Source organism: Tsukamurella serpentis, from assembly GCF_054780975.1.
Map to the genome: position 1 here is coordinate 469695 of NZ_BAAGVH010000002.1, position 22305 is coordinate 491999.

Annotated in this window: 27 protein-coding genes; 13 read left to right on the plus strand and 14 right to left on the minus strand. The window is 69.4% G+C overall.

Annotation, left to right across the window (positions count from 1 at the left end):
- Positions 1-35: 35 nt before the first annotated feature.
- On the plus strand, positions 36-263 hold the full coding sequence (locus ACYVHG_RS04635; RefSeq protein WP_461166248.1) for a DUF3107 domain-containing protein: 228 nt from the start codon (positions 36-38) through the stop codon (positions 261-263).
- 36 nt (positions 264-299) lie between these two features.
- Positions 300-1538 (plus strand): Rv3212 family protein, encoded by a 1239-nt coding sequence (locus ACYVHG_RS04640; protein WP_461166249.1) that lies wholly within the window; start codon positions 300-302, stop codon positions 1536-1538.
- A gap of 29 nt (positions 1539-1567) precedes the next feature.
- Here ACYVHG_RS04640 and ACYVHG_RS04645 read toward each other — a convergent pair whose 3' ends face one another.
- Entirely contained in the window at positions 1568-2371 is an 804-nt protein-coding gene (locus ACYVHG_RS04645; protein WP_461166250.1) for a ParA family protein, read from the minus strand.
- A 37-nt stretch (positions 2372-2408) separates the two neighbouring features.
- Between ACYVHG_RS04645 and ACYVHG_RS04650 the strand changes: the two genes are divergently transcribed.
- Positions 2409-3023: an acid phosphatase gene (locus tag ACYVHG_RS04650; protein WP_461166251.1), complete on the plus strand. Its 615-nt coding sequence runs from the start codon at positions 2409-2411 to the stop codon at positions 3021-3023.
- Here ACYVHG_RS04650 and ACYVHG_RS04655 read toward each other — a convergent pair.
- Positions 3020-3457, minus strand: coding sequence for a hypothetical protein (locus ACYVHG_RS04655; protein ID WP_461166252.1), 438 nt, complete (start codon positions 3455-3457; stop codon positions 3020-3022). The two genes, ACYVHG_RS04650 and ACYVHG_RS04655, sit on opposite strands and share 4 nt — an antisense overlap.
- A 40-nt stretch (positions 3458-3497) precedes the next feature.
- Here ACYVHG_RS04655 and ACYVHG_RS04660 point away from each other — a divergent pair, with 40 nt between their 5' ends.
- The 4 genes from ACYVHG_RS04660 to ACYVHG_RS04675 all read left to right on the plus strand — a co-directional run bounded on the left by ACYVHG_RS04660 (position 3498) and on the right by ACYVHG_RS04675 (position 5904).
- Positions 3498-4493, plus strand: a complete 996-nt coding sequence (locus ACYVHG_RS04660) for a diacylglycerol/lipid kinase family protein (RefSeq protein WP_461166253.1) — start codon at positions 3498-3500, stop codon at positions 4491-4493.
- A gap of 294 nt (positions 4494-4787) precedes the next feature.
- Positions 4788-5042, plus strand: coding sequence for a WhiB family transcriptional regulator (locus ACYVHG_RS04665; protein ID WP_013125780.1), 255 nt, complete (start codon positions 4788-4790; stop codon positions 5040-5042).
- A gap of 176 nt (positions 5043-5218) precedes the next feature.
- Entirely contained in the window at positions 5219-5497 is a 279-nt protein-coding gene (locus ACYVHG_RS04670) for a type II toxin-antitoxin system Phd/YefM family antitoxin (protein ID WP_461166254.1), read from the plus strand.
- The gene (locus tag ACYVHG_RS04675) at positions 5494-5904 is read left to right on the plus strand and encodes a type II toxin-antitoxin system VapC family toxin (RefSeq protein ID WP_461166255.1); all 411 of its coding nucleotides are present in this window, start codon (positions 5494-5496) and stop codon (positions 5902-5904) included. The genes ACYVHG_RS04670 and ACYVHG_RS04675 overlap by 4 nt, the downstream gene beginning before the upstream one ends.
- 214 nt (positions 5905-6118) lie before the next feature.
- Here ACYVHG_RS04675 and ACYVHG_RS04680 read toward each other — a convergent pair whose 3' ends face one another.
- From ACYVHG_RS04680 to ACYVHG_RS04690, 3 genes are all read right to left on the minus strand, one after another.
- Positions 6119-6487 carry a PIN domain-containing protein gene (locus ACYVHG_RS04680; RefSeq protein ID WP_461166256.1) on the minus strand — a complete coding sequence of 123 codons (369 nt, stop codon included), beginning with the start codon at positions 6485-6487 and terminating at the stop codon, positions 6119-6121.
- A gap of 8 nt (positions 6488-6495) precedes the next feature.
- The gene (locus ACYVHG_RS04685; protein WP_461166257.1) at positions 6496-6747 is read right to left on the minus strand and encodes a type II toxin-antitoxin system Phd/YefM family antitoxin; all 252 of its coding nucleotides are present in this window, start codon (positions 6745-6747) and stop codon (positions 6496-6498) included.
- 119 nt (positions 6748-6866) lie between these two features.
- On the minus strand, positions 6867-8363 hold the full coding sequence (locus ACYVHG_RS04690) for a sensor histidine kinase (RefSeq protein ID WP_461166258.1): 1497 nt from the start codon (positions 8361-8363) through the stop codon (positions 6867-6869).
- Between the two features lie 85 nt (positions 8364-8448).
- Between ACYVHG_RS04690 and ACYVHG_RS04695 the strand changes: the two genes are divergently transcribed.
- Positions 8449-8523: a 50S ribosomal protein bL37 gene (locus ACYVHG_RS04695; protein WP_371820987.1), complete on the plus strand. Its 75-nt coding sequence runs from the start codon at positions 8449-8451 to the stop codon at positions 8521-8523.
- Between the two features lie 131 nt (positions 8524-8654).
- Here the strand turns inward: ACYVHG_RS04695 and rsrA are convergent, their stop codons facing one another.
- Together rsrA and ACYVHG_RS04705 are read right to left on the minus strand one after the other, a co-directional pair.
- Positions 8655-8936 (minus strand): mycothiol system anti-sigma-R factor, encoded by a 282-nt coding sequence (rsrA, locus tag ACYVHG_RS04700; RefSeq protein ID WP_461166259.1) that lies wholly within the window; start codon positions 8934-8936, stop codon positions 8655-8657.
- Positions 8937-9602, minus strand: a complete 666-nt coding sequence (locus ACYVHG_RS04705; protein WP_461166260.1) for a sigma-70 family RNA polymerase sigma factor — start codon at positions 9600-9602, stop codon at positions 8937-8939.
- 159 nt (positions 9603-9761) lie between these two features.
- Here ACYVHG_RS04705 and ybaK point away from each other — a divergent pair, with 159 nt between their 5' ends.
- From ybaK to ACYVHG_RS04720, 3 genes are all read left to right on the plus strand, one after another.
- The gene (gene ybaK / locus ACYVHG_RS04710) at positions 9762-10250 is read left to right on the plus strand and encodes a Cys-tRNA(Pro) deacylase (RefSeq protein WP_461166261.1); all 489 of its coding nucleotides are present in this window, start codon (positions 9762-9764) and stop codon (positions 10248-10250) included.
- Between the two features lie 66 nt (positions 10251-10316).
- Positions 10317-12434, plus strand: a complete 2118-nt coding sequence (locus tag ACYVHG_RS04715) for an SDR family oxidoreductase (protein ID WP_461166262.1) — start codon at positions 10317-10319, stop codon at positions 12432-12434.
- Positions 12435-12533: 99 nt separating this feature from the next.
- On the plus strand, positions 12534-13886 hold the full coding sequence (locus tag ACYVHG_RS04720) for an NAD-dependent succinate-semialdehyde dehydrogenase (protein ID WP_461166263.1): 1353 nt from the start codon (positions 12534-12536) through the stop codon (positions 13884-13886).
- A 27-nt stretch (positions 13887-13913) separates the two neighbouring features.
- Here ACYVHG_RS04720 and ACYVHG_RS04725 read toward each other — a convergent pair whose 3' ends face one another.
- The 3 genes from ACYVHG_RS04725 to ACYVHG_RS04735 are packed head-to-tail and all read right to left on the minus strand — an operon-like array spanning position 13914 to position 16029.
- The gene (locus ACYVHG_RS04725; protein ID WP_461166264.1) at positions 13914-14669 is read right to left on the minus strand and encodes an SOS response-associated peptidase; all 756 of its coding nucleotides are present in this window, start codon (positions 14667-14669) and stop codon (positions 13914-13916) included.
- 1 nt (position 14670) lies between these two features.
- The gene (gene soxR / locus ACYVHG_RS04730; RefSeq protein ID WP_461166265.1) at positions 14671-15123 is read right to left on the minus strand and encodes a redox-sensitive transcriptional activator SoxR; all 453 of its coding nucleotides are present in this window, start codon (positions 15121-15123) and stop codon (positions 14671-14673) included.
- A 33-nt stretch (positions 15124-15156) separates the two neighbouring features.
- Positions 15157-16029: a hypothetical protein gene (locus tag ACYVHG_RS04735; RefSeq protein WP_461166266.1), complete on the minus strand. Its 873-nt coding sequence runs from the start codon at positions 16027-16029 to the stop codon at positions 15157-15159.
- Positions 16030-16121: 92 nt separating this feature from the next.
- On the opposite strand from ACYVHG_RS04735, the gene aroA reads away from it, so the two are divergent.
- Both aroA and rsgA read left to right on the plus strand, forming a co-directional pair.
- Positions 16122-17405: a 3-phosphoshikimate 1-carboxyvinyltransferase gene (aroA, locus tag ACYVHG_RS04740; RefSeq protein ID WP_461166267.1), complete on the plus strand. Its 1284-nt coding sequence runs from the start codon at positions 16122-16124 to the stop codon at positions 17403-17405.
- On the plus strand, positions 17402-18394 hold the full coding sequence (rsgA, locus tag ACYVHG_RS04745) for a ribosome small subunit-dependent GTPase A (protein ID WP_461166922.1): 993 nt from the start codon (positions 17402-17404) through the stop codon (positions 18392-18394). The genes aroA and rsgA overlap by 4 nt, the downstream gene beginning before the upstream one ends.
- Positions 18395-18397: 3 nt before the next feature.
- On the opposite strand, the gene msrA is transcribed toward rsgA, so the two are convergent.
- The 4 genes from msrA to ACYVHG_RS04765 form a co-directional block, all read right to left on the minus strand.
- Entirely contained in the window at positions 18398-18931 is a 534-nt protein-coding gene (msrA, locus tag ACYVHG_RS04750; protein WP_461166268.1) for a peptide-methionine (S)-S-oxide reductase MsrA, read from the minus strand.
- 170 nt (positions 18932-19101) lie between these two features.
- A complete protein-coding gene (locus ACYVHG_RS04755) occupies positions 19102-19299 on the minus strand; it encodes a hypothetical protein (protein WP_461166269.1) in 198 nt (65 codons plus the stop codon).
- Positions 19300-19305: 6 nt separating this feature from the next.
- Positions 19306-20682, minus strand: coding sequence for an FAD-dependent oxidoreductase (locus ACYVHG_RS04760; RefSeq protein ID WP_461166270.1), 1377 nt, complete (start codon positions 20680-20682; stop codon positions 19306-19308).
- Positions 20682-22274 (minus strand): PucR family transcriptional regulator, encoded by a 1593-nt coding sequence (locus tag ACYVHG_RS04765; RefSeq protein WP_461166271.1) that lies wholly within the window; start codon positions 22272-22274, stop codon positions 20682-20684. Before ACYVHG_RS04765 ends, ACYVHG_RS04760 begins: the two co-directional genes overlap by 1 nt.
- Positions 22275-22305 lie beyond the last annotated feature (31 nt).

Here is a 22305-nt window from a genome sequence, read left to right on the forward strand (position 1 = left end):
GGCCCGGCCCGGCGCTCGGCGGATAACCTCGAACCATGGAGATCAAGATCGGTATCGCGGACTCGAACCGCGAACTCGTGCTGCAGAGCAAGGACTCGAACGAGGACGTCACGAAGGCCGTCACGGACGCGCTGGCCGGCCGCACCGAGGTGCTGGAACTGACCGACGAGAAGGGGAAGCAGTACCTGGTCCCGTCGGCGCGCGTCGCCTACGTCGAGGTCGGCACCACGGAGAGCCGTTCGGTCGGCTTCAACGCCAGCTGACGCGCCGGCGCCCCGTCCGCCAGTAGGCTCTGGGCCGTGGTGAAACCCGAACGCAGGACCGGTGCCGATCTCGCGGTGACCGCGGTGATCGTGGTGGCGGTCCTGCTGGCCGGATTGGGCGCCTGGAGCATGAGCTCGGTGCGCACGGCGGTCAACGAGACCGCTCCGGCACCGTCGTCGGTACGCGACGCGCTCGCCGAGCTCCCCACCGCGGTCCGGGACGCGTGGACCGCCCGTTCGGATCTGCCGGTGTTGTCCCTGGCGGGCACGGTGGTCACCGCCCGCGGCGGCGAAGTCACCGGACACGATCCGGCCACCGGGCAGCGCACCTGGCGATACCAGCGCGAGGTGACCGCGTGCGGCCTGATCGCGAACGCCGGGCTGGTGCTGGCCTTCTACCCGGATGCACGCGGCTGCGGCGAGGTGATCGCCCTCGATCCCGGTACCGGGCAGCGCCGGTACACCCGCTCATCCCGGGAGGACGCCGAGGTCGAAATCACCGGGGACGGCAACCACGTGGTGGTCCAGGGACCGACCCGCGTCGACGTCTTCCGCTCCGATCTGGTGCGCACCGTGGAGTACGGCAAGCCGGACGTGCCGGTGAACCCCGGGGTGCAGCCGCGCTCGGGGTGCACGATCGGCTCGGCGCTGCCGGCCGGCACCTCCATCACCATCGTCGAGACCTGCCCCACCGAGCCGAACCCGCGGCTGACGGTGATCGGCGCGACCCCCAAGGAGCCGACCGAACCGCAGGAGACGGCGTCGGTGGTGGCCCCCGACCTCGGTGCGGCCCAGCCCGCGGGTGCCGACCGGCCGCGGCTGGTCGCGGCGGGCGCCTCGGGCGCGGCGGTCTACGTGCCGGCGCAGGACGGCCGGCCCGCGCGGGTGGTCACCGTCGACCAGCAGGGCCGGACGATGCGCGCGGTGGACGTGACCACCTCCCCCGGTGGCGCCCCGCGTGACGTCCCGGTGCCGAACGAGGCGGGAATCGCGTCCTTCTTCACCGGGACCTCGACGGTGGTGATCGATGTCCCGTCGCTGACCGCCGTGATGGTGATCCCGGGAACCCTGGGGCCGGGCGCCGTGGTGGGCGGACAGATCGTGGTTCCCGGTCCGACCACGCTGACCGCCTACGATCTGGCCACCCGCGCGCAGGTCCGATCGGTACCGGTCTCCCGCACCGGATACTCGGGCGGCCCGGTCCTGCTGACCGTCAACGGTGATGCACTGGTCACCCAGTGGGGTCCGACGGTGCAGGCCTACCGTCCGGCGTGAACGAGCCGTGATCGACTCGCCGGGCGACGCTAGTCGGCGGTCCAGGCGGTGAGCGGGGCACCCTCGCGAAGGTGCGCGCGCACGTTCTTCGCCAGTTCCCGGTAGGCGTCCGACCCCTTGTTGCGGCGTCCGGCGAGGACGGTGCGGCCGGCCGCATTGGCCTCGGCGAAGCGCACGGTACGCGGGATCGGCGGGGCGAGAACGTCCAGTTGGTACCGATCGCACACGTCGGCGAGGATGTCGCGGCTGTGGGTGGTGCGCGCGTCGTACAGGGTGGCGATCGCGCCCAGCATCGCCAGGTCGGGGTTGGTGATGGCCTGCACGTCGCGCACGGTCTTGAGCAATTGCCCGACGCCGCGGTGCGCCAGCGTCTCGCACTGCAGCGGGATCGCGACCGCGTCGGCGGCGGTGAGCCCGTTGAGCGTGAGCACGCCCAGGCTGGGCGGGCAGTCGATGATCACGACGTCGAACCGGTCCGCGACCTCGGCCAGCGCCCGCTTGAGCGCGTACTCCCGCCCGGCCCGCATCAGCAGCAGCGCTTCGGCGCCGGCCAGGTCGAGCGTGGCGGGCAGCACGGTGACCCCGTCCTCGGTCTCGAGCAGTACGTCGCCGATGGCCTTATCGCCGAGCAGTACCTCGTGGACGCTGCTATCGAGCCGGTCGGGATTGTGCCCGAGCGAGAAGGTCAGGCAGCCCTGCGGATCGAGGTCGACGACAAGGACGCGGGAGCCGAGCTCGGCGAGCGCGGCCCCGAGACTGGCCACCGTGGTGGTCTTGGCGACCCCGCCCTTCTGGTTGGCGACGGCGAGGACGAACGGGCTGGCACCGGACATGGCTGCACACTACCCACTCGTAGGTCAGGATGACCGGGTGAGCACCTCCAACCGCCTCGTCTACATCCGGCACGGTGAGACCGAATGGTCGCGGGCCGGCCGGCACACCGGCGCCACCGACATCGGCCTCACCGAGACCGGCGCGGAGCAGGCCGCCGCCCTGGCCCCGGTCCTGGCCGATCTGCAACTGCACCGTCCGACGGTGTGGGCCAGTCCGCGTACCCGCGCCGTCCGTACCGCGGAGCTCGCCGGCCTGACGGTGACCGGTATCGATCCGGATCTCGCGGAGTGGGACTACGGCGAGTACGAGGGGCGTACCAGCGCGGAGATCCGGGTCGACGACCCCGGTTGGACGGTGTGGCGTTCGGGTGCGCCCGGCGGGGAGTCCATGGCGGAGGTGGCCGCGCGCGCGGACAGGGTGATCGAGCGGGCGCGTACCGAGCTGTCCGGCGGTGATGTGGTGCTGGTGGCGCACGGGCACCTGGGCCGGGTGTTGACGGCGCGGTTCCTGGCGCAGCCGCCCGCATTCGGCCGGCACGTGATGATCCTGCCTGCGTCGGCGGCGGTGTTCGGTTTCGACCGGGATGATGTGCCGCAGTTGACCCGGTTCGGGCTCACCGGATACGCGGCCGCGCACTACACCGGCCGTTAGCGGCGGTACTCCCCCTCCAGCCAGGCCACCGTCGGCGGGCTGAACATCAGGCCGAGCACCACGACGGCGATCGCGACCAGCGGCAGGCCGATCTCCGGGCGCCCTTGGGAGAACGCTCCGCTGATCCCGGCGAAGCCGAGCAGCAGGTTCGTCAGCACGCCCAGGGTGCGGCCCCAGCGCTTGCCGCGCAGCAGCGCCAGACCGCCGGCCAGGACGCCCGCGCCGATCGGCAGCATCCAGAAGGCGATGCCGTAGGCGCCGATCCGGGTGTCGGCGACGCCGGTGAGTCCGCGGACCAGTTCCACCAGGCCCAGGCCGATGGCGGCGAGTCCTTCGAGTGCCACCAGGACGCCGGCGGCGCGGACGGTGCCGGGGGCCGCGGTACGGGTCTCGCCGGTGGCGGAGGTGCGGGCAGGGCGTCGCGGGGAAGTCACCGGACCAGCGTATCGGTGCGCACTCGGTAGGCTGACCGGTGTGCGCGCCCTGTTGATCGTCAACCCCAATGCGACTTCGATCACCCCGGCGGGCCGGGATCTGGTGGCCATGGCGCTCTCCTCCACGCTGGACATCACCCTGGTGCAGACCGAGCAGCGCGGTCACGCCAGTGAGCTCGCCGCGCAGGCCCGGTCGAACGGCACCGAGCTGGTGATCGTGCACGGCGGTGACGGCACCGTCAACGAGGTGGTCTGCGGCATCCTCGGGCGCGATGGCATGCCCGGCGGCCCGGACCCGGTTCCGGCCGATGAGCTGCCCGCGATCGCGGTGATCCCGGGCGGCAGCGCGAACGTCTTCGCCCGCTCACTGGCCGTCCCGCGAGAACCGGACAAGGCCACCGTCCACCTGACCGATCTGTTGGCGCAGCGCAGTTTCCGGACCATCGGCCTGGGCTGCGCCGACGACCGGTGGTTCCTGTTCAACGCGGGCCTGGGGGTGGACGCCGAGGTGATCGCGAACATGGAGGCTCAGCGCGACAAGGGCAAAGCGGCGACGCCGTCGCGGTACGTGCGCACGGCGGTCCGCACCTTCTTCTCGGCGGCGCGGCGGGAGCCGAAACTGACCGTGCACCTGCCGGGTGAACAGCCCGGTACCTGGGAGGACTTCGACGGGGTGCACTACGCGTTCGTCTCGAATGCGAGCCCGTGGACCTTTCTCAACGATCGGGCGGTGCTGACGAATCCGGGAACGGACTACGGCACCGGTCTGGGCGTTTTCGCGTCGCGGTCGATGCGGACGTTGCCGAACCTTGTGCTGGTGCGGCAGATGCTGTCGGCGCGGCGGACCAAGGGGCCGACGGTGCGGCACGTGATCCGGCGCGACGATCTGCCCCGGTTGCGGGTCACGAGCAGCGTTCCGGTGCCGGCGCAGGTCGACGGCGACCATGTGGGTGAGCGGACGGAGATCGGTTTCGGGTACTCCCCGGAACGGATCCGAGTGGTCGCAGACCTCCCGCCGCTGCCGCGGGTCCGCTGAGCACCTTTCGTATACCTATTGCAAACCCCCAGCGTGCAGAGTTACTGTTGTGGGTACTGCACCGAACCGGCGGCAGTGTAGTACACCGCTCGGAGGGTCGATCGCACCGCCCCTGCTGTGAGATCCCCCACCTCTGAGCCGGAAGCTATTGACTCCTGCCGGGAAGCTGGAAGTATTCATGGGAGTAACAACGCGGAAACAGTACGGTTCCCTCCGCGTTAACAGCCTACAAACTCGGTGTCGGATGACACCTGCGATGACTGGTGCCCTGGTGCGCCTGAAGGAGAGATTGACATGGATTGGCGCCACAAGGCCATCTGTCGCGACGAGGACCCGGAGCTGTTCTTCCCGGTGGGTAACAGCGGTCCGGCCATCGCGCAGATCGCGGACGCCAAGCTGGTCTGCAACCGCTGCCCCGTGACCGCCGAGTGCCTGTCCTGGGCCCTCGAGTCCGGTCAGGACGCCGGTGTGTGGGGCGGCATGAGCGAGGACGAGCGTCGCGCGCTGAAGCGTCGCAATGCTCGTACCCGCACGCGCACCGCTGTGTGACAACGCTTCATCCCGCGAGGCCCGGTGGACCTGTTCCACCGGGCCTCGCTACTGTCCGGGTCCGGTAAACCAGACATATGGGACTGCCGTCGTGGAACTCGTTTGAGACGGCGGGCATGGGTGCCCGTTCCCGAAGACCGGTGGATGCGTAGCACACTTGGTGCTACGATTGCGACATGGAGACGATCGGCGTCCGTGAACTGCGGCAGCACGCGTCAAAGTACCTGGCGAGAGTTGAAGCCGGCGAGGAGCTCGCAGTGACTAACCACGGGCGCCTAGTGGCCCGTCTCGTACCTGTCGCCGCAACAGTCCGTTCCCGTGAGACGTTGATAGACGCAGGGATTTTGAAGCGAGCAAGGGCTTCGCGAGACCTCGCATCGCTACGTCCGCGAACGCTCACCTCCGCGAAGCGTGACCTGTCTGCCGTTCTCGACGACATGCGCAACGAGCAGTGATCTACCTGGATACGTCAGCCCTGGTCAAACTCCTCGTCGAGGAGAAGGAGACGCCATCTCTCCTGAATTGGCTGGCCAGCCGGAAAGGCGAAGCATCCATCAGCAGCGACCTCTCGCGGGTCGAACTCATGCGGACCGTCCTGAGAGCGGGCGAATCAGGACTCGCCGAACAAGCCCAGTACGTTCTCGACAGTCTGGACCTTCTTCCGCTGTCGGAGCCGGTCATCGAACTCGCAGAGACCGTGGGATCACCAGGCCTTCGATCCCTCGACGCACTACACCTCGCTGCTGCGCTACAGGTCGAATCAGAACTGACCGCGTTCGTGACCTACGACCATCGTCTGCAAGAAGCTTGTCGCGAAGTCGGCCTATCCGTCGCGGCACCCGGTGCGACAACCAGCCCATGAGACGAACGGAGACAATCACGCAAATCCCCGCCGTGCTACACACAGATGATCCGACAGACCCCGAGCTGGAAACGCGGTACGAGTCGCTGCCGGCCTCCGGCAAGGCCCGCGAACCGCTGCCAGCCACACCGGATTCCATACGGGCGCGTGGGGCTGAGAGACGCTCGACGACGTCGGAACCTGCGCCCCCACCTGCGATCACGCGCGCGACGGCTTAGACCGATACCACCTCAAGATGGTCGTCCAAGCCACGAAAGTCCGCCGGGTTTCTGGTGTACAGGCACGCACCATGCGCGTGTGCGGTGGCCGCGATGAGCAAGTCCATCACCCGGCCGCGGGGCTTGCGCCCAGCATCGACCACTGCGGCTGCGAGGCGTCCGTAGCTCTCTGCCACAGCCTCATCGAGCGGCAGCGCATCGAAGGTGCGTTCCAGAACAAGCAGCCGCCTCAGCCGCTCAGCACGGACGCACTGTGTACGGGCCACCAGAACACCGAAGTGCATCTCCGCGAGTGTGACCGCACTGATCGCTAGCTCGCCTTCAAGCGGCGCAACGTCTGTCGCGATCACGACGCTGGTGTCCAATACTGCCTTCACTCGGGCGACCACGGATCGCGAAGCTGCTGATCCACGCGATCTCGATCAGCATCCCAATCCGGATCAGCACCACCTCCCTCGAAGAGCGCAGCAATCTCTCCGTAGTGCCGCCAGGCGCGCGGGACCGCCGACACCATCCGTGCGCTCGGACGTCCCGCCACCGTGATCGTGATCTCCTCGCCCGCCTCAACATCACGTACCAAATCGGACGCGTTCTGTCGGAGTTCGCGAAGCCCTATCGTCTTCATATCAACTACTGTAGCATCTGTGCTACAGTAGTTTGTTTGCGCAACTTGACATGTAAAAGACCGTCGAATGACAATTCAGACCTCCCGAGCATGATGCAACGGGCCGTGCCAGCCGCCGGTCAGGACGGTTGCAAGGGCACCCGGACCACCGCGTCGGTGCCGCCGCCGGCACCCGCGCCCAGGCTCAGCTCCCCGCCCAACTCGGAGGTGACCAGGGTCCGCACGATCTGCAGCCCGAGGCGGTCCGAACCCTCCACGGTGAAGCCCTCCGGCAGGCCCGCACCGTCGTCGTGGACGGTCACCTTCAGCATCCGGGTCGAGCGTTGCGCGAGTAGTTCGACGGTGCCCGTGTCGCCGGGTCCGTAGGCGTGTTCGAGTGCGTTCTGGATCAACTCGGTGACCACCATGACCAGCGGCATCGCCCGGTCGGCGTCGAGCGGCCCGATGTCGCCGCGCCGGATCACCGTCACCGCCGCCCGGCCGTCCGACGGTGCCACATCGGCCATGATCGGGATGAGCCGGTCGATCACCTCGTCGATGTCGACGTGCTCGTCGACACTCATCGACAACGTCTCGTGCACCAGGGCGATCGACGCGACCCGGCGCACCGACTCGTGCAGGGCCCGCTTCGCCTCGTCGTTGCGGGTGCGCCGGGCCTGTAGCCGCAGCAGTGCCGAGACCGACTGCAGATTGTTCTTGACCCGGTGGTGGATCTCCCGGATCGTCGCGTCCTTGGAGATCAGGGCACGGTCGCGGCGTTTGAGTTCGGTGACGTCGCGCAGCAGCACCGCCGCCCCCGCCGGACGGGCGCCGGGATGCAGGCCGAGTACCCGCAGCACCACCGTCACCCCGCCCTTGGTGAGTTCGATCCGTGAGCCCTCGCCGCGCAGCAGAGCGGCGTCCAGGGCGGCGGCGAGGTCCTCGGATTCGAAGGAGTCGCCGACGAGTTCGGCGGTGACCTCGGCGAGGTCGCTGCCTTCGAGGACGGTGGGGCTGCCCATCCGGCGATACGCGGACTGCGCATTGGGGCTGGCGAAGACCACCCTCCCCTGCGGGTCGAGACGGATGAAGCCGTCGCCGGCCCGCGGGGCGGCCTCACCGGTGGGTAGGTCCTCCGGTTCCGGGAAGGAGCCCTCGGAGACCATGGTGCACAGGTCGTCGGCGCATTCCTTGTAGGCCACTTCGAGCGGGCTCGGAGTGTGCGGGTGGGTGACGTTGAAGTCGCGGGTCAGGACCGCGATCACCGTGCCGTCCGACGGCACCGGGACGGCCTCACGGCGCACCCGGGCCGGACCGGTCCAGGCCGGGGTGACTCCCTTGACCACGTCGGCGCCCTCGAACGCGGTGTGCAGGGTAGGGGTCTCCCAGGGCTGCACGCGCACCCCGACGCCGTCGGAGTCGTAGACGGTGGGGGTGGTGTTCGGCCGGCACTGGGCGATGCAGATGTACGCGGGTTCGTCGCGGTCACCGTCGGGATCCTCGCGCACCCACAGTCGCAGGTCGGCGAAGGACAGGTCGGCGAGCAGCTGCCATTCTCCGGCGATCCGTTGCAGGTGCCGCGCAGCCCGTGCGGGCAGATCGGTGTGGATCGCCAGGAGGTCGGCGAGCGAGGCCATGTGACCGCCTTTTTGTCGTCGTCGGTGCCCTCGTGAAACAATAGCCGTCTGCTGCGAAGAAGCCGAGGCCAGGAAGGAGACAGCCATGGGAAAGCGTGGACGTAAGAAGCGCGGGCGCAAGAAGAACGCCGCCAACCACGGCAAGCGTCCGAACTCCTGACCCGTCAGGTTTTCACCACTTGCATCACGAGGGCCCGTCGACCATGTCGACGGGCCCTCGTCGTGTCACCGGCGCTCTCGGTGCGATGGCGACGATGCCGCCCGTACGCCCCCGTATGCCCCGCACGGCGGTCACTCGGCGCGGTAGCGCACCTCGGTGTGACGGATGGAGATGGTCAGGCGTTCGCGCAGCCCCTCGGGGGCGCGTTCACCGCCGCACTTGCGGTTGACCAGGGACTTGATCTGCTGCTCGATGCCGTAGTGCGCGAGGCACTGCGAGCATCCGTCGATGTGCGCCTTGAGCCGCGCCTTGGCCTCGGCGTCGCATTCGTCGTCGAGCAGCAACCAGACATCGGCCATCACCGCGGAGCAGTCGAGCTCCAGATCCGGATTGCCGTCCGATGAGTACGTCACTTATTGCACCTCCTGATCGGCGGCGGCATCGGCTTCCCCGCCACCGCGCAGGAACCCTCGCTCCCGCGCGACCCCTTCGAGCTCGGCCCGCAGTTGGCGGCGTCCGCGGTGCAGCCGCGACATCACCGTGCCGATGGGGGTGCCCATGATCTCGGCGATCTCCTTGTACGGGAACCCCTCCACGTCGGCGTAGTACACCGCCATCCGGAACTCCTCGGGGAGCTTCGCCAGGGCCTGCTTGATCTCATCGTCGGGCAGTGCGTCCAGCGCCTCGATCTCCGCCGACCGCAGGCCGGTGGAGCTGTGCTCGGCGGTGGCGGCGAGCTGCCAATCGGTGATCTCGTCGGTCGGGTACTGCGCGGGCTGCCGCTGCTTCTTGCGGTAGCCGTTGATGTAGGTATTGGTCAGGATGCGGTACATCCAGGCTTTGAGGTTGGTGCCCTTCTTGAAGCTCCGGAACGCGCTGTAGGCCTTGACGTAGGTCTCCTGGACCAGATCCTCCGCGTCGGCGGGGTTGCGGGTCATCCGCAGCGCGGCGCCGTAGAGCTGATCGAGCAGCGGCAGCGCCTCGGCCTCGAAGCGTGCGGTCAGTTCCTCCGGGCTCTCGGTCTGGGCGTCCGTCGACTCGTTCAGTTCCACCAGGTCGGTGTCGTCGCCGTCGGTCATACCGACGAAGGCTACCGGTCGCTCGAGGACCGCCGCTGCGCTACCTGCACTCACCACCTCTGCAACCGCACGGGGCACCGCCTTGTTCCCGACGCCGAGCACACTGCGAGCAGAGCCGAGGGTGAGGATGCGGCGCCGCCGGTCTGATTGACTGGCCGCATGGCTAAGAAGGGCGGGGCCGCCACACCGGCGATCGCGGCGCTGCAGGCGGCGGGGATCACCTTCACCACGCACGAGTACACCCACGATCCGCGGGCGCAGTCCTTCGGCGGTGAGGCGGCGCAGGCACTCGGCCACGATCCGGCGCGGGTGTTCAAAACGCTGGTCATCACCGACGGGAAGACGCTCGCGGTGGCGATGGTGCCCACCTCCGGCACGCTCAGTCTGAAGGCGGCCGGTGCGGCGCTCGGACTGCACCGCCCGACGATGGCCGACCCGGCGGACGTGCGCCGCGTGACGGGGTACGTGCTGGGCGGTGTCTCCCCGCTGGGCCAGCGCAAGCGACTCCCGACCGCGCTCGACGAGACCGCACTGGGCTTCGCGACCGTGTTCTGTTCCGCCGGACGACGGGGGTTGGAGGTGGAGCTGGCACCGTCGGACCTGGCGGAAACGACCTCCGCCGTGGTGGCGCCGCTGGCCGCCCCGTGATAATCAAGGGGGACGCGGCCGCGAAGACGTTTCGGTGGCGGCCGCAACGGAAAGTGGGTTCGTGATATGGCCAGCTACTTCGTCACGGGTGGCACCGGCTTCATCGGCCGTGCCGTCGTGACCCGGCTCGCCGCCGCGGATCGCGGCAGCACGATCTACCTGCTGGTCCGCGACGATTCGCTGCCCCGTTTCGAGCGCCTCATCGCCGACCTCGGCCACGACCTCGCACCTCAGGTGGTTCCGGTCGCCGGAGACATCGATCAGCCCGGCCTCGGCATCGCCGACGGCGACCTCCCGGACCGGATCGATCACCTGATCCATGTGGCCGCGGTCTACGACATGGACGCACCGGAGCAGGTCCAGCAGCAGACCAACGTCGAGGGCACCCGCAACACCCTCGCCCTCGCGGAGCGCTTGGGCGCCACCGTGCACCACGTCTCGTCGGTCGCCGTGGCAGGCAGCCACGAGGGCCGGTTCGCCGAGACCGACTTCGACGTCGAGCAGTCCTTCCCCAGCGCCTATCACCGGACCAAGTACGAGGCTGAGGCCCTGGTGCGCGCATCCGGGCTGCCGTGGCAGATCTACCGGCCGTCGATCGTGGTGGGCGATTCGATGACCGGTGCGATCGACAAGATCGACGGTCCGTACTACTTCTTCCCGTTCCTGCGGCTGATGGGCACCATCCCGCATCACCTACGGGTACCGTTCGCGAACCTCGGCTACACCAACATCGTGCCGGTCGATTTCGTCGCCAATGCCATCGTCGCGCTGGTGACCGCTCCGCCGGCGCCCGGCACCGTCTACCACCTGGCCGACCCGAAGGGTCAGAGTCTGACCACCCTCTACGATGCGCTCGCACCCGCATTCTCCGGACCGAAGGCGGTTCCGCTGCCGAGTGCCCCGCTCGGGGAATTCGCCGCGCGCATCGGCCGCCGTCACGAGGTGCGGGCACTGCGCGACACCGTCGCCCGGCAGTTGGGGATCCCGCCGTCGGTGCTGGACTACCCGTTCTTCAACACGCGGTTCGATTCCGATTCGACGTACCGGACGCTGTCCGATCTCGGGGTGGCGCTGCCCCGGCTGAAGTCGTACGGGCCGCGGCTTTTCCGCTACTGGGCCGAGCACCTGGACCCGTCCCGCAACCGGCGCGACGATCCGCGAGGCCCCCTGGTGGGCAAGCACATCCTGCTCACCGGTGGCTCGTCCGGCATCGGCCGCGAGGCCGCGAAGCAGGCGGTGCTCAAGGGCGCCAATGTGTTCATCGTGGCGCGCAAACCCGAGGATCTCGCGGATGCGGTGCTGCGCATCGAATCCGAGCCGGGGTTGCCGGGGATCCCGAAGGGCATCGTCCGCGCCTACGAGTGCGATGTGACCGATCCGGAAGCGGTGCGCACCACGGTGGCGCAGATCCTGGCCGAGCACGGTCACGTGGACGTGCTGGTCAACAGTGCCGGGCGGTCGATCCGCCGTTCCACCATCAATTCGGTCGACCGTGCGCACGACTACCAGCGCACGATGGCGGTGAACTACTTCGGCGCGGTCTACCTGATCCTGGAACTGTTGCCGCACATGACGGCCCGCAAGTCCGGCCACGTGGTGAACGTCTCGTCGATCGGGGTGCAGGTGCGCGGTCCACGGTTCGCCGCCTACATCGCCTCGAAGTCGGCGCTGGAGGCGTTCAGTGACATCACCGCAGCCGAAACCATGTCGGACCACGTGACCTTCACCAACATTCACATGCCGTTGACCCGGACCCGGATGATCGAGCCCACCGAGAGCTACGACAACGCGATGGCCCTGCCGGTGGAGAAGGCCGGCCAGATCGTGGTGCGGGCGATCGTGGAGCGGCCGCGACGGATCGACACCCCACTGGGCACGCTCGCCCAGTTCGGGCAGTTCCTGTCGCCGCGGATCTCGGCGGTGGCGCAGCACCAGGGGTACCTGTTGTTCCCGGAATCCGCGGCCGCCGAGGGCCGTGAGGCCGACGAGGCCCCGGTCGAGGTGGAGGTCGCCGAGGTGGACACACCCCGCGGTCGTCTCGCCGCGACCAGGGAGGCGACGAAGGAGATGTCCAAGGATCTGTCCTCCGCCGTCGCCAGCCCGCTGCTCGGCATCTCCGGCGATCAGGGGCTGCGCCGCCTGGCTCGCAAGACGCTCAACCGCCTCCCGGGGATCAACTGGTAGGCCGCGGCGCCCGCAGTAGCTGCGGACTCGGCCCACGGGCTGCGTCGCGGCCCTATCGTGGGGGGCGAACCGTTCCGTCCCCCACAAGGAGATTCGACGATGGCCGAGATCCAGTACGCCGTGACCGACCCCGCCACCGGTGAGGTCCTGCAGACCTACCCCACCGCGGAGGCCGCAGAGATCGAAGCCGCACTGGACGCGACCTCCCGTACCGTGCGCACCTGGCCGCTGCAGTCCACCGTCGCAGACCGCGCCGCCCTGATCCGCCGCGTCGCGCAACTGCACACCGAACGGCGGGAGATGCTGGCGCGGATCATCGGCCGGGAGATGGGCAAGCCGGAGGAGGACGCCCTCGGTGAGGTCGACTTCTCCGCGGCGATCTACACCTATTACGCCGACAATGCCGAGAAGTTCCTGGCCGATCAGCCCTTGGAACTGCTCGACGGTGGCGGTTCGGCGGTGATCCGCCGCTCCCCCATCGGCGTCCTGCTGGGCATCATGCCGTGGAACTTCCCCTACTACCAGGTGGCGCGGTTCGCCGGACCGAATCTTGTGGCGGGCAATACGATCCTGCTCAAACACGCTCCGCAGTGCCCGGAATCGGCGGAGGCGATCGCGCTGATCTTCGAGGAGGCGGGACTGCCGCCGGGCGCGTACGTCAACATCCGGGTCGACAACGAGCAGGCGGCGCAGATCATCGCCGATCCGCGAGTGGCCGCCGTCTCCCTGACCGGTTCGGAGCGAGCGGGTGCCGCGGTCGCCGAGGTCGCCGGCCGCAACCTCAAGAAGTGTGTGCTCGAACTCGGTGGCTCGGACCCGTTCATCGTGCTCTCCACATCCGACCTCGACGCCACGGTCGGCGCGGCGGTCGCGGCGCGCCTGGACAACACCGGTCAATCCTGCAATGCCGCGAAACGCTTCATCGTGGCCGCGGACCTCTACGACGAGTTCCTGGCGAAGTTCACCGCCGAACTGCTCGCGGCCGGCGATGGGATCGCGCCGCTCTCCTCGGAGCGCGCCGCGAAGAACCTGGAGGAACAGGTCTCCCGGGCGGTGGCGGCGGGCGCCACGATCGCGGTCGAGGGTAGTCGCAACGGGGCCTTCCATCCGCCGGCGGTCCTCACCGACATCTCCGAGGACAACCCCGCGTACCGGCAGGAGCTGTTCGGTCCAGTGGCATCGGTCTACCGCGTCAGCGGTGAGGATGAAGCCCTCGCGCTGGCCAACGACACCCCGTTCGGACTGGGTTCATACGTCTTCAGCACCGATCCGGAACAGGCCGCCCGTGTCGCGGACCGGCTGCAGGCCGGCATGGTGTTCATCAACGGCGTCCTCGCCGAGGGCGCCGAGCTGCCCTTCGGTGGCGTCAAGCGCTCCGGTTTCGGCCGTGAGATGGGTCCGCTCGGGATCGAGGAGTTCCTCAACAAGAAGCTGATCCGCGTCGTCCGCTGACGGCGTCCGCGGCGGGGCTGCGGATCGCTACAGCAGGCTGAGCTGCCCGGGCTCACTACCCGGTTCGGTGCGTTCGATCAGCTGCGGGCCGTCTTTGCTGACCGTGTTGACCAGGGCGGAAACCGGGCGGATCTCGATCCGCTCGGCCACCTCCACCGCGGGCGGGAGCAGCAGGTCGGGGTCGGCCGGACCGTCGGGGCTCAGCCAGTGGTCGAAAAGGTCCGGGGTGAGCACCAGTGGCATCCGATCGTGCACCGCGCGCAGCGGTCCGACCGCATCGGTGGTGAGCACCGTCGCGGACAGCGTGGGCGGGATGTCCAGTCCCGCGCCGGCCGGCCGCCACACCGACCACAGGCCCGCGATGTACATCCGGGTACCGTCGGCCGGCGTCAGGTAGGTGGGCTGCTTGCGCGGCTTGGGCCCGTCCCCGATGACCTGCCACTCGTACCAGCCGTCCATCGGGATCAGACAGCGCTTGTTCTTGACAGCCGACCGGAACGCGGGCTTCTCGGCGACCGATTCGGCGCGGGCGTTGAACAGCGGCGGTCCGGAGAGCGTCCTCTGCCAATGCGGCAGCAGCCCCCAGCGCATGGCCCTGAGCCGGCGGGTCGCCGGCGCTTCCGGACGGTCCTTCGAGTGCCGAGCGACGACGGTGACGATGGTCGTCGTCGGCGCCACGTTGTACCCGGGAACGTCCAGGTCAGCGGGCTCGGTCTCGTCGAGCGCATCGATCTCGGCCGCCAGCAGCGCCGGGTCGGTGGTCACCGCGTACCGTCCGCACATGTCATTCCTCGAAGCTGTCGAAGACGCGGCGCGGGCCCACGCCGGTGGTGGAGAGCGCATCGTGCGGGTTGGCCAGCGAGCACGACGCCATGGACAAGCAGCCGCAGCCGATGCAGTCGGTGAGATTGTCCCGTAGTCGGGTCAGTTCGTCGATCCGGTGGGAGAGATCGTCGTGCCAGTGCCGGGACAGCCGCTCCCAATCACGTTTGGTGGGAGTGCGACCGTCGGGCAGCGTGGCCAGGGCCTCCCGGATGGTGGCGAGTGGGATACCCACCCGGTGGCTGATCCGGATGAAGGCCACGCGACGCAACATCTCACGCGGGTACCGCCGCTGATTACCGGTGGTGCGGCGGGCGCTGATCAGCCCTTCCCGCTCGTAGAAGTGCAACGCGGAGACGGCCACACCGCTGCGGGCGGCCAGTTGGCCGACGCTGAACTCCCGGGTGGATTCCACACCCGGGAGTCTACCTCGACAATTGTTGAGGGATCAGCGAGCGGGAGCCGCAGGAGCGGGGTTCGCAGCCGGCGCGGGAGCCGGGGCACCGGGCTTGGGAGCCGCGGCCGGAGCCGGAGCGCCGGGCCGCGGAGCCGGGGCGGCCCCCGGAGCAGGAGCCGGGGCGCCGGGCTTGGCCGACGGAGCCGGAGCCGGAGCCGGCTGCGCGGGCGCCGGCGGGTTCTTCAGAATCGCGATCTGCACGCCCAGCAGGTCGACGGCGAGCTGATCGTCGGCCCCGACGAAGGGCGCCGGCTGCAGCGACTGACGACCACCGCGCATCGACATCGTGACACCGTTGACCACGGCGGTGTACTGCCGCGACTGCATGTACTCGACCTGGGTACCGCGCTTGCTCTTCTGGTTGAACTCCAGGCCCAGGCCGTCCGGGGCGCCGGTGACGGCGATCGTGCGAACGCTGATCTCGTTGACCACGCCGTCCTTCGTCGCCTTGAAAGTGCCGCACTTGGGCAGGGCGCCGCGCACCGGCGCGAGGTCGATCGCGAACTTCGAAACCACCATCGACCAGTTCACACCGCGAGCGGAGCCGTTGGTCTGGGCGGTGTCCGTGCCCTTGGGGATGGGCAGGCCCGCGTAGAGAACCTTGCACTCGGCCGGCTCGACCTTGGCGGCGTTCAGCGAAGCCCAGGCGGCGTTCCACCCTGCGGCGGCGCCGGAGAGCACCGCGCCCCCGAAGTTCATCCCGTCGGGCAGGTTGCCCGAGCCGATGACCAGCTCACCCGCCTTGTTCTTCGGCGGCTCGGCCGGCTTCGGCTCCGCGGACGCGACGGGCGCGAGCAGGCCGGCAGCGGCCACCACGGCAGTGACGGCGGAGGCCACGCCCACGGACAGAGAGGAACGCTTCATCGAGGGTCTCCCGGCGGTGTATGAACCTGAGCTTTTCTTCAGCAGCAAGGTAGCACGACATTCAGTCGATCCTCATGTGCGAGGATGTGCGAGTGGAGCTTCCGGAGCTATGGCCTGCGCCCCGTGCCGCTGGGCCGGTCACGGGCACCGTCGCCCTGCCCGGCTCCAAGTCGATCACCAATCGCGCGTACATCCTTGCCGCACAGGCGCGTTCGACCTCGACTCTGACCAACGCGCTGCGTAGCCGTGACACCGATCTGATGGCCGCGGGCCTATCGTCCCTGGGTACGGACGTGGATTTCGTCACCGAAACCACGGTTGCGGTGACCGGCGCCGCGCTGCACGGTGGTCGCGTGGACTGCGGACTCGCGGGCACCGTCATGCGCTTCCTGCCGCCCCTGGCGACCGGTGCACGCGGCACCGTCGAGTTCGACGGTGACCCCCAGGCCCGCACCCGCCCACTGGACACGGTGCTGGGCGCGCTGCGCGGGCTCGGTGCGCGGATCGACGGTGACGGCCTGCCCTTCACCGTGCACGGCGAGGGCCCGGTGACCGGCGGCGTCGTGACCATCGACGCCTCCGCCAGCTCGCAGTTCGTCTCCGGCCTGCTGCTCAGCGGCCCGAGCTTCACCGAGGGAGTCACCGTCCACCACGTCGGCGAGCCGGTCCCCTCGATGCCGCACATCGAGATGACGGTGGACATGCTGCGCAGCGCCGGCGCCGTCGTCGATACCGCCACGGCGAACACCTGGCGGGTCGAGCCCGGTGGGCTGCACGCGCATGACTGGGTGGTCGAACCGGACCTGTCGAACGCCACCGTCTTCCTGGCCGCGGCGGCGGTCACCGGTGGCGCCGTCACCGTCCCGCACTGGAACCGCGACTCCACCCAGCCGGGCGTCCAGTTCGCCGACATCCTGACCGCGATGGGCGCCGAAGTGAGCTACACCGATGGAGCGATCACCGCCCGCGGCACCGGTGTACTGCACGGCGTGGATTGGGACCTGCGCGACATCGGTGAGCTCACGCCCACCGTCGCAGCGCTGGCCGCGCTCGCCGACACCGACTCCCACCTGCGCGGAATCTCGCACCTGCGCGGCCACGAGACGGACCGCTTGGCGGCGCTGACCGCCGAGATCACCGGACTCGGCGGGCGCTGCACCGAGACCGAGGACGGCCTGCACATCGAACCCGCCACGCTCCGCGCGGGCACCTGGCGCAGCTACGCCGACCACCGTATGGCCACCGCCGGGGCGATCCTCGGACTGGTCACCGACGGTGTGCAGGTCCACGACATCGGCACCACCGCCAAGACCATGCCGGATTTCCCGGCCATGTGGCGGACCCTGCTCGGCACCGACGACGGCGACCGCTCCTGAGCAGGCGCGAGTACGACGAGTCCGATGTCCGGGTACGCCCGGGCAAGGGCAGCCGACCGCGCACCAAGAACCGTCCGGACCACAGCGAGGCGGTCACCGCGATGGTGGTGTCCGTCGATCGGGGACGTTGGGGGTGCGCTCTCGACGGTGATCCGGACCGGATCGTGGTCGCCATGCGCGCCCGCGAGCTCGGCCGTTCACCGATCGTCGTCGGCGACACCGTCGGCGTGGTCGGCGACCTGTCCGGCCGTAAGGACACCCTGGCGCGGATCGTGCGCGTCGACGAGCGGGCGACGGTCCTTCGGCGTACCGCCGACGACACCGACCCGTACGAGCGGATCGTGGTCGCCAATGCACAGCAACTGCTGATCGTGGCGGCCCTGGCCGATCCCCCGCCGCGGACCGGCTTCGTCGAGCGAGCTCTGATCGCCGCCTACGCCGGCGGCCTGACCCCGGTGCTGTGCCTGACCAAGAGCGACCTCGCCGATCCGGCCGAGTTCTCCGCCGCCTTCGCCGACCTCGATCTGCAGGTGATCGTGGCCGGTCGCGGTGACCCGCTGGACGAGGCGCACGAACTGCTCACCGGAGCGGTCACGGCACTGATCGGGCACAGCGGCGTCGGCAAATCAACGCTGGTCAACCGCCTGGTACCGGATGCGAACCGGGCCACCGGCGTGGTCTCCGGGGTGGGCAAGGGGCGGCACACCTCCACCCAATCGGTGGCGCTGTGGCTGCCCGACGGCGGCTGGGTGGTGGACACCCCCGGCATTCGCAGCTTCGGTCTGGCACACATCAGCCCGGACGATGTGATGGCGGCCTTCCCCGATCTCGCCGAGACGGTGCACGACTGCCCCCGTGGCTGCACCCACCTGGGGCCGCCGGCGGATCCGGAGTGCGCCCTCGATCGGCTCGACGGCACCGCGCACCGCCGCGCGATGGCGGTGCGGGGACTGCTCACCGATCTCAGTGCCACCCCGGACTGGGCCTGACGGCTAACCGGTGTGCTCGGGCAGCGTCCAGCCCGGGCGCGGGAAGTGGCAGGTGTAGCCGCTCGGGTATTTCACCAGGTAGTCCTGGTGCTCGGGTTCGGCCTCCCAGAACGGGCCGGCCGGCTCGATCGTGGTCACGGCCCTGCCGGGCCAGAGGCCCGAGGCGTCCACATCGGCGATGGTCGCGCGGGCGATCCGCTCCTGCTCCCCGCCCACCGGGAAGATCGCCGATCGATAGCTGGTGCCGACGTCGTTGCCCTGTCGGTCCGCAGTGGTGGGATCGTGGATCTGGAAGAAGAAGGCCAGCAGGTCCCGGTAGCTGGTCCTGCTGGGGTCGAAGACGATCTCCACCGCCTCGGCGTGGCCGGGGTGATTGCGGTAGGTGGCGTGGGCGTTCGTGCCGCCGGTGTACCCGACCCGGGTCGACTCCACCCCGGGCTGTCGGCGGATCAGATCCTGCATGCCCCAGAAGCAACCACCGGCCAGGACCGCAGTCTCATAGCCCGGGATCTCGGTGATGGCACCGCTGTCGGTCATGTCCGCTCCTCATCAACTCTGCCTGTGGGTTTCGGTGCGCCACGGCCCACTTCCGACGGTACCTCCGCCCATACTCGCCAGGTCCGCACGAATGTCGGCCTCAGCGGCGCACCCAGAACAAAACCGCAGGTCAGAAAAGACGGGCGCCGCTGAGACCGACATTGGTGCAGCTACCGGGTGAAGAGTCCGACCAACTCGTCATCGTCGTGCATGGTCCACAGCCGCACACCGGGGGCAGCGAGGCCGGTCAGGTCCAGGGCGTGCCTGCTCTGGGGCGGGGCGGTCGGTTCCATCTCCCGCAGGTGCTCGGCCAGGAACTGCGCGAGAAGCGGATCGGTGAGGTCCGCCCGGGCGATACGGCGACACACGCAGAGCTACTCCGAAGGACGCTGGGCGGCGTCGACCATCGCGTCGACGCTGGTCAGCTTCACTCGGGGCCGGCCGTGCTCCTCGGCGAGAGCGGTCTCGTGAGCGTCGATGGCCATCCAACCGTCGTACTCCACCAGGTCCGGGACCCGGTCGACGATCAGCCGCTCCACCTGCGCGGCGTCGTACGAACTGCGCTCGATCCGGCCGGCCGCGACATCGGCGAGCAGCACCGAAACGGTGTCGCGGGCGCAATCGCGGTTGGTCGGGATCACCCCGGACGGGCCGCGCTTGATCCAGCCCACCACGTAGTGCCCGACCAGCGGCTCGCCGTCGTAGCCGACGATCCGACTGTCGGCGTTGCTGAACACCCCCCGCTCGGTGTCGAACGGGATCCCCGGGATCGGGGTTCCGTGGTAGCCCACGGCGTGGATCACCAGGCCCGCCTCGTGCTCGGTCACGGCTCCGGTGGGCTGCGCCTCGACGGTGCCGTCCGTCCCCTCGACGAGTTCGTTGCGGGCGACCGACACCGTTGCCACCGAGGCGCCGTCCTCGCCGGCGCCGATGCCGACCACCGAGCGCAGGAACTTCAGCACGATCCGGCGGTCGGCTCCGCCGGGTTCGAGTGCGGCCAGTCGCCGCAGCTGCTTGAGGTTGTTGCGCTCAACCGGTGGACGGGCCTTGTCGCGCTCCTTGTCCTCGGCGGGAACATCCGCAGGGTCCACGATCACATCGACCCCGGGCAGTTTGCCCAGCTCGGCGACCTCGGCAGGGGTGAATGCGGCCTGCTCGGCACCGCGGCGGCCGAGCACCACCACCTCCCGCACAGACGAGTTCCGCAACGCGGCGAGTGCGTGGTCGGCCATATCGGTATCGCTCAGTTTGGCCGGGTCGGTGACCAGGATCCGCGCCGCGTCCAATGCGACGTTGCCGTTCCCGATCACCACCGCCCGCTCAACGCCCAGGTCCACATCGAGCTCCCGCCGGTCCGGGTGTCCGTTGTACCAGCCGACGAAGTCACTGGACGGGTGGTTGCCGGGCAGCCAGGCGCCGTCGACCTCGAGCCGCCGGCCGCCGGAGGCGCCGATCGCGTAGATCACCGCGTCGTACCACTGCGCAAGTTCGGAGGCCTGCACATCGGTGGCGACCTCGACGTTGCCGAAGTAGCGGAAACCCTCGTGCTGCGCCGTGCGGTCGAAGATCTTGGTGACCGACTTGATCGCCGGGTGATCGGGGGCCACGCCGTAGCGGATCAGGCCGAAGGGCGTGGGCAGGCGGTCGAAGACGTCGACCTGGACCTCGATATCGTCCTGCTCCAGCAGGTTCCCCGCGGCGAAGAATCCCGATGGCCCGGACCCCACGATCGCTACACGCAAGGGCTTCATCACTCGACTCCCGACGACCTCTCGACTACGAATTGCACGTCGAGGGTACGCCCCGCAGCACCGGGCACCGCGTTCGAAGACGGTTCCAGGACGTCGGCGAGGTCCTGCGCACGCAGCGCCAGCCACAGTTCCGCGCGACTGGACGATGCGGTGAGATCGCAGCCGAGCAGGGCCTCCACGCGGGCCAGACGGTGCCGCACGGTGTGCCGGTGCACCCCGAGTGTCTCGGCGGCCCGTTCGAGGCGCCCGTCGGCGTCCAGGTAGGCGCGCAGGGTGTCGGTGAGCTCGCCGTCGAGAGGGCCCAGCGCGGCGGCGGCGATCGCCCGCAGATCCGCGCGGTCGCGTCCACTGAGCACCAGCATCAGGGCGGTCGCCTCACCGAACGAGGAGATCCCGCCGCCGTCCGCGAGTAGCGCTGCGGCAGCGGCCCGGTGCACCGCCTCACCGATCCCGTCCCATCCGGTCTCCGGTCCGCGCACCCCGCGCACCGTGCGTCGCAGCACCTCGGCAGTGCCACGCTCGACGGCGTCGAGGGTCTCGCCGGCGCGTTCGGCGGGCACCAGCACGACGAGTCCCTGATCGATCGTGGTGGACAGGTACGGGATGCGTCCGCGCCGGATCACCGACAGGACGACGTTCGCCGAGCCCTGTTCGACGCCGGTCAGCACGATGGGAACCACTCGCTCGGCGGGATCGAATCCGTAGGTGGTCAGTAGGTCGGGGGCGACGGTGCCGGGCGCGGCGAGCAGCGCGGAGGTGATCGCACCGCGCAGCCGCTCCTCCGCGTCGAGCAGTTCGGTCGCCCGCCCCAGCGCGAGGGTGGCCAGCGCTATGGCGTGGGCCATCAGAATGCGGCCGGAGGATTCGAGCGGCGCCGGTGTGGCGGCGCCGAGCATCACGATGCGCCCACCGCCGAGCGCCGCTCCCATCAGCGTGGTGCATCCGGTGGCGTCCTCGATGACGTGAGTGACGTTGCGGGGCAGCGACTGCCCGTCGAAGGCGTCGGCGATGGCGGCGCGGGCGCGCTCGATCATCGCGGCCGGGTAGCGGCCCGCGGTGGCCAGCACAGAACCGTCACCGTCGACCACCGCCAGCGGCGCGGAGACGGCCTTCCCGAGCGCCGCAACGAGTCCCGGCAGGCCGTCACGCAGCAGCGCACGGGCGAGCCGGTCCTGTTGATCGACCACCGATTGCACCTGCCTCACCTGGGAACGGGTGATCTCGTCGACCACCTCGTGGGTCACCGCGATGAACGGGGTGCGGGCCGGTACCGCCAGGATCGGCAGTCCCAGTTCGGTGCCGGCGGCGGCGATCCCCTCGGGCACGCGGTCGACGACGGTGCCGGTGTCGACGGCGAGTCCGGCGGCGCCCGCACGGACCAGGCGCTCGACGTAGCGGCGTTGCTGCGCGGCCGTGCTCCCCAGGTTCGGGCCGGTGGTCATCACCAGGACGCCGGGTGAAAGCCAGGGCGAGGGGTCCTCCAGTTCGATCGGATGCGCCCACAGGATCTCCCTGTCGGCGGCCTGCGCACCGGCGACCAGGCGCAGCCCCAGCGACTGCCGGCGGGCGAGGTTCCGCACTGTGAGCGGCACGAGACCTCCTGACGGAGTTGTACAGACCGGA